The organism is Ideonella sp. WA131b, from assembly GCA_023657425.1.
Lineage (GTDB): Bacteria > Pseudomonadota > Gammaproteobacteria > Burkholderiales > Burkholderiaceae_C > Rubrivivax.
Genome location: JAGTJW010000001.1, coordinates 713,540 through 723,317, shown reverse-complemented (window position 1 = coordinate 723,317; position 9,778 = coordinate 713,540). Strand labels below are relative to the sequence as shown.

Here is a 9,778-nt window from a genome sequence, read left to right as displayed (position 1 = left end):
AATTGACGATGATGTCATCGCTGCTGCTGTTCGCCCGTGCCAACCGGCGCCACCTGGCCGAGCTCCTGCTCGCCAGTGCGCTGGTGAACGTCTTTGTGCTGGCGGTGCCCTTGTTCACGATGCTGGTCTACGACAAGGCCATCGGCAACGAGATGCACGAAACCCTCTGGGCCTTGGCCGCCGGCATGGTGGTGCTGGTGGCGCTGGAGGGGCTGTTGCGCTACTCGCGCGTGCTGCTGGTGGAGCACGGCAGCAGCCGATGGGACGTGCACCTCGATCAGCGGCTGCTGCGCGGCCTGCTGCGCGTGCCCACGAGCAAAGACCTGCCGGTGGGCATGGTGGTGTCGCGCTACCGCGAGCTGATGGCCACACGCGACTTCTTGAGCGCACAGTTCCTGCTGCCCCTGGCCGATGTGCCCTTCATGGTGCTCTTCCTGGCCGTGGTGGCCCTGGTGGCGGGGCCGCTGGTGTGGATCCCGCTGGGCTTTGGCGTGGGCCTGCTGATCCTGACGGCGCTGCTGCACAGCATGAGCCTGCGCCGCCAGATCGACTCCACCCGGGCCCAGAGCGAGAAGGTCACCGGCATGGTGGAGATGCTGCTGTCGCGCGAGAGCCTGGCCCGGCCCGAGGCCGCGGAATCGGCGCTCAGGCGGCTGCAGACGCCCTCGATGACGGGCGCACGCGCGGCCGCCAAGGCCCGCTTCTGGAGCCAGGTTTCCACGCAAGCCATGCCCATGGGCATGACGATGACGACCGTGGTCCTGCTCGTGGCCGGCGTCTACCGCGTGGAGGCGCAGGCGCTGACGGTGGGCGGGCTGATCTCGGCCAGCCTGCTGAGCGGGCGGATCGTCGGCATCTTCTGCTCGATCGTTCCCATCGTCACGCGCTGGAAGGAGTTCTCGAAGGCGCTCGCCGACCTCCAGGAGTGGCTGACGGTGTCCACCGAGGTGCCGGCGGTGCCGCTGCAGGACGAGCACCTGAACACGGCCGGCGCGGTGCTCGTGGACACGAGCCTGAGCTACCCGGGGCGGGGCGAGCCGGCGCTGCGCAAGCTGAACCTGCAGATCCGGGCCGGCGAGCTGACGGTGGTGGTGGGGGCCTCGGGCTCGGGCAAGTCGTCACTGCTGCGCCTGCTGGCCGGGCATGCCGCGCACGCCGAAGGGCGGCTGGCTGTTGGCGGCCATTTGATCGCCACCGACGCCGACCGGCGCTGGCTGGCCGAGCGGACAGCCTTCAAGCCGCAGGACGCCGTCTTCATGCCGGGCCGGCTGGCCGATGTGGTGGCGGGTGGCCGCAGCAACGTCACGCAAGAAGAAGTGGAGCGGGCGCTGACGCGGGCCGGGCTGGGCCCGGCGCTGCAGCGCGGCGTGCTCGGGCTCAACTCGCGCATCGGGCTGAACGGCCAGAGCCTTTCGGGCGGCCAGCGGCAGATGGTGGCCTTGGCGCGCACCTTCTTGCAGGACGCCGAGCTGATGGTGCTGGACGAGCCCACATCCGGGCTGGACCGCCAGGCGCAGGACCAGGTGCTGCAGACCCTGAAGAGCATGAAGACCGGCCGCTGCCTCGTGGTGACGACCCATGCCACCGAGTTGATGCAGATCGCTGACCGCGTGCTGGTGCTCGATGCCGGCCAATTGGCAGCCGATGCGCCACCGGGAAAACTGCTGGGCAAGCCTTCGGTGGCCCAGACCGACAATCGAGTGGCGGACCTGGCCGGTCCGTCGCCAGACAAACAAGCAGCGGCGCAATGATCGGTGCCCAGACGTTCACCATGAGCAAAATAAAATCCATCCCACACCTCGCCATCCTGGCGGCCATCGCCAGCCTGTACGGCTTGCACGGCCTGGCCGGGGCCCAGACCCCCCCCGAGCCGGCACCCGGCGCCGAGGCGGCCACCCCGGCGGCCCCGCGCCCGGCACCCGGCGCTGAGGAGGCCACCCCGGCGGCCCCACCCCCGGCGGCCGGCGCCGAGGCGGCCACCCCGGCGGCCACCCCGGAGGCCACCCCGGCGGCCCCTCGCCCGGCGGCCGGCCCCGAAAGGCAGCCGCGCCTGAACACCCTGCCGGCCCTGCTGGGCGTGCCGAGCGTGCTGCCGGCGGACGACACGGCCGCGGGCAAGGGGGAGGTGGGCGTGCCCATGACCCTGATCGACGCCGTTCGCCTGGGCCTGGACCACAGCCTGGAGGTCGAAGCCGGCGAGTTTCGCTACGAGAGCTTCAACCAGACCCGCCGCGCCGCGCGCGGCGCCCTGCTGCCGAAGCTCGACTTGCGCGTGGGCAGCGGCGTGGGCCGGCTGGAGACCGGCGACCCGCGGCAGAGCCTGGACCGCCTTGACAGCGCCCTCACCCTGAAGCAGCCGGTGTGGGACACGCCCGCCCGCAAGGAATGGCAGCGCCAGAAGGTGCTCACCAGCTCGGCCGCCATCCAGCTCGACGGCACGCGCTCGTCAACCGCGCTGGAGGTGTCGGGCGCCTACCTGCAGGTGCTGCAGACCCGGCTGGCCACCGAACTGAGCCAGGGCTACGAAAAGCTGCTGATCGACCTGCTGGCCTACATCGACGCGCGCACGGCGGCCGGCGCCGCCAGCAAGGCCGATCAGGACCGCGTGAAGGCGCGGGTGGCCAACGCGCGGGCCAGCATCGCCGACGCCAAGGCGGTGGGGCGGGTGGCGCAACTCAACCTGCGGCGGCTGATCGGCGACGAGGCCAAGTCCATGGTCTTCGTGCTGCCGACCGGGCTGCGCGTGCCGGCCGAGGCCACGGCCGCCCGCGAGGTGGCGCGCGAGCGCAACCACGACCTGCTGGCCTCGGCCAAGGAGATCGATGCCATCCGCCTGGAGGTCGAGGGCAGCCGCGGGCGCTTCGAGCCGCGCGCCGAGCTCGAGATGTCGGTCACCAAGACGCGCAACATCAGCGGCTCGCCCGCGGTCGTGCAGGATGCCAAGCTGATGTTCATGGTGACGGTGCCCCTGCTCAACGGCGGCACCGACCAGGCCCAGATGCGCGGCGCGGCAGCGCGCCTGAGCGAACAGACGGCGCGGGCCGCGAACGTGGAGCGCAAGCTCGCACAGGAGCTCGAGGCCGGCTACGTCAACCTCGAGGCCTTCGACCAGCGCTTTGCCGCGGCGCGCGACGAGCTGACCGCCAACGCCGCCGTCGTCAAGGCCTTCCAGGAGCAGATGACCGGTGCCAACCGCACGCTGCTCGACGTGCTGGATGCCTATCAGCGCTTCCACCAGTCCAAGCTCGACATCCTGCAGCTGGCGGTGGGCGAGACCCAGACCCAGCTCCGCATCGCCCACCTGACCGGCCTGCTGCTGGAAGGGCTGGCCGAGAGCGCGCCCCCCCCGCGCTGAGGAGACCCGCATGGCAAAGAGCTCCAATCACACCGGCGAGTACTGGCCGGGCATGGTGGACGCACTGACGAACGTCGTCATTGCGATGATCTTCGTGGTGGTGGTGCTGGCCATCGCCCTGTCGTTCTCGGCCCAGCTGGCCGCCAAGCGCATGGCCGAGAAGATGGTCCGCGAGCAGCGGGCGGCCGAGCTGGTGGCGCCCCTGCCCGCCGTCGCGGCGGCGCTGGCCAACCAGCAGGTGGTGGTGGGCGCGCCGTCGGTCGGGACCGTGACGACGCGCATCGCCGTCACGGGCCCCAAGCCCGACTCGGCCGGCGGTACGCTCACGCAGAGCAGCGCCCGGCTGATCCTGGACTTTGCGGATGAAGCCGTCACGCTCGATGACGCGGCCAAGAAGCGTCTGCTGGCGGCCCTGGCCGCGGAGCCCGAAGCCGTCCGCAACGGCCGCATCCAGCTGGTGGCCCAGGGCCCGGGCATGCAGCTCAGCGAGAACCAGCGCGTGGCCTACCTCCGCGTCATGGCGGTGCGCAACCTGCTCATCGAGCAGGGGCGCCGGGCCGACACCATCGGGGTTCGCATCGACACCGCCCGCGAGACCAACTCCGCGATAGTGAGCCTGTCGTTCGAAGGCGCGGAGCGGCGATGACAACGGCAGCGCTGACTCCCACCAAGCCGGCACCGCTCGAGGTGCTGATGAGCACCATGGAGGGCCCGCTCGGCGAGGGCCGTCGCCTGCGCCGGCCCCGCTGGTACCTGTACTTGGCGCTCGTCTTCCTGGCGGCGCTCATCGGCTGGATGGCGGTGGCCCAGGTCGACCAGGTGGTGCGCACCCAGGGGCGGCTCATCCCGGGCAGCAAGCCGCAGCTGGTGCAGCACCTGGAAGGCGGCATCGTCTCCAAGGTCCATGTCCGCGAGGGCGACCGGGTGAGCAAGGGCGATCCGCTGGTGGCGGTGTCCGATCTGCTGGCCTCGTCGTCCCGCGGCGAGCGGCAGGCGCGCCTGAACGGCCTGAACGCACGCGCCGCCCGGCTGCAGGCCGAGGCCAACGGCACCCGCATCCAGCCCCCGCCGGGGCTGGCAGCGGACTCCGAAGAGATGCGCAACGAGACGGCGGCCTACTCGGCCCGGCAGGCGACGCTGTTGCAGACCCTGAGGGTGCTGGAGGAGCAGATCAACCAGCGCAGCCAGGAACGCGTCGAGCAGGAGGCCCGCCGCCGGGGGCTGTCGGCCGAGCTGGAGGTGGCACGCCAGCAGCTGGCCGTGATCGCCGGCCTGCAGTCCAAGAATGCGGCCTCGCAGATGGAGACGCTGGAGGCCCGGGCGCGCGTGGAGCGTCTGACCACCCAGCTCAAGGAGGCCGAGACCGCGCTGCCCCGCCTGCTGGCGGCGGCCTCGGAACTGCAGGCGCGCTATTCGGAGGCGACGGCGCAGTTCAGGAGCGAGGCGCGTTCCGCGCTGGCGGACACGCGCGTGGAGCTTGAGCGCCTCACGCAGGAGCTGACGGCGGACGCCGACCGCATCCTCCGCACCGAGGTCGTGGCACCGGCCGACGGCACGGTGAACAAACTGCTGTTCAACACGGTGGGCGGCGTGGTCAGGCCGGGCGAGACGCTGCTGGAGCTGACGCCGGCCAACGGCGACCTGTTCATCGAGGCCAAGGCATCGCCCTCCGAGCGGGGGGTGCTGCAGGTGGGCCAGACCGCGATCGTGCGGATTGCGGCCTTCGACTTCACCACGCACGGCACGGTCAGGGCCCGGGTGACCGAGATCAGTGCGGATTCGCTCACCGACGAGCGCGGCGACCGCTACTTCCGGGTGGCGATGGCGCTGGATGCCGACAGCCTGGCGGCGTTTGGCAAGCCCTTGACGCCGGGCATGACGCTCACGGCCGACTCGGTGACGGGTCAGAGAACGATTCTCGAGTACGTGCTGTCGCCCATCAAGGGCCTCGCACAATCAGCCTTCAGGGACAGAAAATGAACGACATCGCTGTGAACAAACCCGCAACCGCCGCTGACCTGGCCTCCGATCAGCGGCCGTTCACCACCACCTACAAGCAGCTCATCTGGCTGCCCCTGATGGTGACGGTGGCCGGAGCCCTGGGCTATTGGCAGTTCGTGTCCTTTGCCTTCAAGTCCAACCCCGGCCTGAACGGCATGATCCTGGCGACCATGCTCTGGGGCTCGTGGACGATGGTGACCAACGTCATGCGGGTGTACCGCGAGGAGGCCGTCTTCAGGTCTGGCCTGTCCTACCTGCGCATGGGCGCCTGGAGCGACGAGCCCGATCCTGCGCTGGGCCCGAAGGCGCACGTGCTGGGCATGCTGAGCCGCCTGCAGAAACTGGGCCTGGGGCACCAGGTCTATGTGCAGAGCGCGGCCATGGAGCCCGAGCTCACGTCGCTGGAACAGTACTTCGACAAGAAGCAGGAACTCTCGCAGTACCTCGTCGGCCTGATGGTGGGCCTGGGCCTGCTCGGCACCTTCGTGGGCCTGCTGGAGACCCTGCTGGCCACCAGCTCGCTGATCGCGACGATCGCGAATTCGGGCTCCGGCACGAGCGGCAGCATCGAGTCGGAGTTCGCCCGCGTCGTCGGCGGCCTCGAAAAGCCGCTGGCCGCCATGGGCACGGCCTTCTCGGCGTCGATGTTCGGCCTGGTGGGCTCCATCATGCTGGGCTTCCAGATGGTGGTGGTGCGCAAGTGCAGCGGCTCCTTCGTGGACCACGCGCGCGACGACGTGCTGTCGCTGGCCGAGAAGTCCAAGGTCAGCTCCAACGTGCAGATCACCGAGCGCTTCCTGGCGACGCTGCTGGCCGATTTCCTGGAGCAGCAGAAGATCACGGGCCAGCAGCTCAAGGACGTGACGACCTCGCTGCAAGACCTGCTGCCGCAGGTGAGCCGGGCCACGACAGAAGCCCTGCACGAGATCGGCGGCGAGATCAAGGAGCAGCACCGCCTGACCGTGGGCGAGTTGTCTGCCCTCACCCGGGAGATCGGCAAGCTGGCACCCAGCGTGGCCGACGCCGCGGTCGAGACGCTCAACCTCGGCCGGCGCGTGGCCTCCCACGAAGAGGCGCTGGAGCGCACGGCCACGGGGGTGAGCGCCATCCGCGACCTGATTCCGCTGTTGCGCGAGTTGTCGCAGGCCTCCGACGGCGTGTTCCGCGAAAGCCGGGCGGCCAGCACGCGCGTGGGCAAGATCCTGGAGCTGATGCCGCAGCAGGCGCGCATTGCGGAGCAACTCGAAGAGACACGTGATCTGGTGATCAACCTGCGGCGCGACATGGGCGAGATCAAGGGCACGACGGCAGAGATGTCGGCCGACATCTCGATGCAGAAGGAAGTGACCCGCAGCCTGGACGCCGCCGTCTGGAGCTTGGGCAAGACCTCGCTGCGCAGCGCCTTCTCCGACCACGGCACGGACCCGAAGAGGGGCGAATGATGGCGGCCTGCCGCGCGGGCGGCTCTGTCGTCTTGGCGTTAATCGGCCCTGTGTGCCGCAAGAGGAGCCCGCTATGGGTGTGATCCGGATGGGGCTTCTGGCCCTGGTGCTAGGCATGGCGTGCGTCGTGCTGGGCGTGCTGGCCCTGACCCGGTCGTACCTCGCGCCCCAGGTGGCCCGCGATGTGGAGGTGCTGCAGAGCGCGGTGGCGACGACCTACCAGCGCGAGCTCGCCCGCATGGACCCCCAGGAAGGCGTGGCGGCCTTCGCGGCCCGGCTGCCCAGCCCGCCGGTCGACGTGCAGGTTCGCCTGCTGGACGCCAAGGGCAGCGTGCTGGCCACGCTGGGGCAGGCTCAGGCCCCGCCGTCGAGCGACCCCCTGCGGCTCGACAACGCCGTTCCTCCTCTGCGGCAAAAGCTCGCGAATGCCGACGGGCCGGTGGCTGCGCTGGAGGTGGAGGCGGGCAGCGCGCGCTGGGCCGAGGCGACCGGCGCCCTGATGGGCGGCGTCGTGGTGGCCGCGCTGGGCTTCTTGATCGTGCTGGTGATCGGGCTGCGCTGGGCGCTGACGTGGGCCCTCGGGCCCGTGAAGACCTTCTCGGGGCAGATCCAAGCGCTGGGCGAGCGCCGCTTTGTCTTCGAGCCGCAGCCGAGCCTGCGTGAGTGGGTGCCCCTGTCCAAGACCATCAACGTGATGATCGGGCGCGTGCAGGCCATGCTTGAGGAGAAGCAGACCGAGATCCTGGATGTCCGCGAAGAGCTGGACCACGATCCCCTGACCGGCGCGTCGAGCCGCAGCCGGTTCATGCGCGACCTGCAGCGGGCGCTGGACGACTCCGAGGCCTCGCACACGGGATCGGTGGTGATCGTCCATGTCCACGGGCTGGTGGAGATGAACCGCCTGGCCGGCCGTGCGCGGGCCGATGACTTTCTGCGCGCGGTGGCGGTCACCATCCGCTCGCGTCTGTACCGGTTCTCGCCCCGGCAGCCCACCTTGGGCCGCCTGAACGGCTCAGACTTCGGCATCCTCCTGGAAGACATCGAGGGCTCCGCGCTCGTCGACTGGCTCGAGGGCGTGACCGACGGCCTGAAGCAGCTGCACACGGATCGCGTGTCGGACACCGAATGCGTGGCCTGGATCGGTGCGTCCACCTATGTGCGCGGCGAGACGACCTCGGAGGTGCTGGCGCGTGTGGATGCCATGACGGGCGCCTCTGAAGCGCGGCGCGAGCGCTTCTGCATCACCTCGCCGGCACAGCCGATGCACTACATCGCCATCGCCCAGTGGCGGGTGCTGATCGAGAATGCGCTCGACACCGGCCGGGTGACCCTGGAGTACTACCCGGTGGTCGGCATCGGCCACCAGATCTTGCACATGGAGGCGGTGCTCCGCATGGCCGGCCCCGACGGCACGGTGATGCCGGCCAGCGCGTTCATCCCGCCTGCGATACGCACCGCCCGCATCCTCGACCTCGACCTGCGTGCGCTCGAGCTGGCCCTGGCGAGGCTGCAGACCGATCCGACGCCGGTGGCCATCAACATGTCGCCGCACTCGCTGACGCGTCCTTTCTTCGTCAATCAGGTCGATGAACTGCTCGCAAAGGCCGGTGACCGCGCCAAGCGGCTGTGGATCGAGGTGAGTGAACTGGGCCTGATCGACCACCCGGGCGATCTCGAAAGGTTCTCCGCGATGGTTCGCCCCCGGGGCGTGAAGCTGGGTGTCGACCACTTCGGCATCGCCTTCTCGGCCTTGCCCACGCTGCACCACCTGCTGGTGGACTACGTGAAGCTGGACCAGCGCTTCTGCGTCAATCTCTCGAGTTCCCTCGGGCAGCAGCAGTTCGTGCGCCAGGTGGTCGACCTGTGCAGCTCGATGTCCATCAAGGTGATCGGCCAGGGCATCCGCCGCGGCATCGACGCCGACTCGATGCTCTCGATGGGCGTGGCGGCCGTCACCGGGCCGGCCATCAGCGGCGTCATCGAGGCGCCGGAGCTCACCGAAGAAGTCGAGCAGGTCTAGGAGCGTGGGCGGCAGAAATCCAGCCCCGGCCCTTCGGGTTGGGCCGATTTCGGGGCCCATGCGGCGTTGCCACGCTGGCCCGGGCGCACAGCCCGGGCTGCGCGCGGCGCCTGGCCTGGGCCCCGAAGTCGGCCCAACGCGGGGCTGGATTTCTGCCGCCCACGCTCCTAGGAGCGTGGGCGCTAACGCAAGAGTCGCGCAGAATGTGCGTCTTTGCGAACGAACGCCCACCCGCCCATGCCGAGACCCCAACCGTCCGCCGCCTCGACCGACGCGGCTGAACAGCCGGGCGCGGAAAGCCACATCAGCACGCGGGAGGCGGCTGAGATCATCGGGGTCTCGACCTCGACGGTTCAGAAGATGGTGGAGTCCGGCCTGCTTCCCGCCTGGAAGACGCGCGGCGGCCATCGGCGCATTCCCATCAAGGCCGCGCAAGCCATGGCCCGGGGCAAGCGCAGCAACGCCCGGCCATCGGGCAGCCTCTCGGTGCTGGCGGTGGAAGACAACCCCAGCATGGTCGCGCTGTACGAAAAGACCTTCGTGCGGTGCGCGGCCCCCGTCACGCTGCATGTCGCCAGTGATGCCGCCGAGGCCCTGCTGCTGATCGAGCGCACCCGGCCGATGCTGATCATCACCGACCTGGTGATGGAACCCTTCGACGGATTCCACCTGCTGAAGGTGCTGCGGCGCTCGCCGGAGCTGTCGCGCATCAAGGTGCTGGTGGTGTCGGCGCTGTCCCCGGCGGCCATCAGCGAGCGGGGTGGCCTGCCCCCCGGCGTGATCGTGTACCGCAAGCCCCTGGTGCAGGAGCGATTTGAGGGCTTCCTCGATGCCTTTTTCCTGGCAGCCCCCAGCGGGCACGTGGTGCAATAGGGGGCAACGGGTCTGCACCAGGCCGTGGGCGACAGTCCGGCGGCTCACGGCACCCGAAAGCGCCGTGACGTGGTGAGCTCGGCAGCT

The 9,778-nt window shown here is 69.9% G+C and carries 7 protein-coding genes; all 7 read left to right on the top strand.

The genetic code is table 11. From position 1 onward, the window contains the following. Positions 1-8 precede the first annotated feature (8 nt). The 7 genes from KA711_03360 to KA711_03330 all read left to right on the top strand — a co-directional run bounded on the left by KA711_03360 (position 9) and on the right by KA711_03330 (position 9,691). Positions 9-1,751, top strand: coding sequence for an ATP-binding cassette domain-containing protein (locus tag KA711_03360; protein ID MCM0608021.1), 1,743 nt, complete (start codon positions 9-11; stop codon positions 1,749-1,751). Then, positions 1,748-3,355, top strand: coding sequence for a TolC family protein (locus tag KA711_03355; protein ID MCM0608020.1), 1,608 nt, complete (start codon positions 1,748-1,750; stop codon positions 3,353-3,355). The genes KA711_03360 and KA711_03355 overlap by 4 nt, the downstream gene beginning before the upstream one ends. A 10-nt stretch (positions 3,356-3,365) precedes the next feature. Then, positions 3,366-4,001, top strand: coding sequence for a hypothetical protein (locus KA711_03350; GenBank protein ID MCM0608019.1), 636 nt, complete (start codon positions 3,366-3,368; stop codon positions 3,999-4,001). Then, the gene (locus KA711_03345; GenBank protein MCM0608018.1) at positions 3,998-5,335 is read left to right on the top strand and encodes an HlyD family type I secretion periplasmic adaptor subunit; all 1,338 of its coding nucleotides are present in this window, start codon (positions 3,998-4,000) and stop codon (positions 5,333-5,335) included. Before KA711_03350 ends, KA711_03345 begins: the two co-directional genes overlap by 4 nt. Next, positions 5,332-6,798: a hypothetical protein gene (locus KA711_03340; protein ID MCM0608017.1), complete on the top strand. Its 1,467-nt coding sequence runs from the start codon at positions 5,332-5,334 to the stop codon at positions 6,796-6,798. The genes KA711_03345 and KA711_03340 overlap by 4 nt, the downstream gene beginning before the upstream one ends. 73 nt (positions 6,799-6,871) lie before the next feature. Further along, positions 6,872-8,818, top strand: a complete 1,947-nt coding sequence (locus KA711_03335) for an EAL domain-containing protein (protein ID MCM0608016.1) — start codon at positions 6,872-6,874, stop codon at positions 8,816-8,818. Positions 8,819-9,031: 213 nt separating this feature from the next. After that, on the top strand, positions 9,032-9,691 hold the full coding sequence (locus KA711_03330) for an excisionase family DNA-binding protein (protein MCM0608015.1): 660 nt from the start codon (positions 9,032-9,034) through the stop codon (positions 9,689-9,691). Positions 9,692-9,778: the final 87 nt, after the last annotated feature.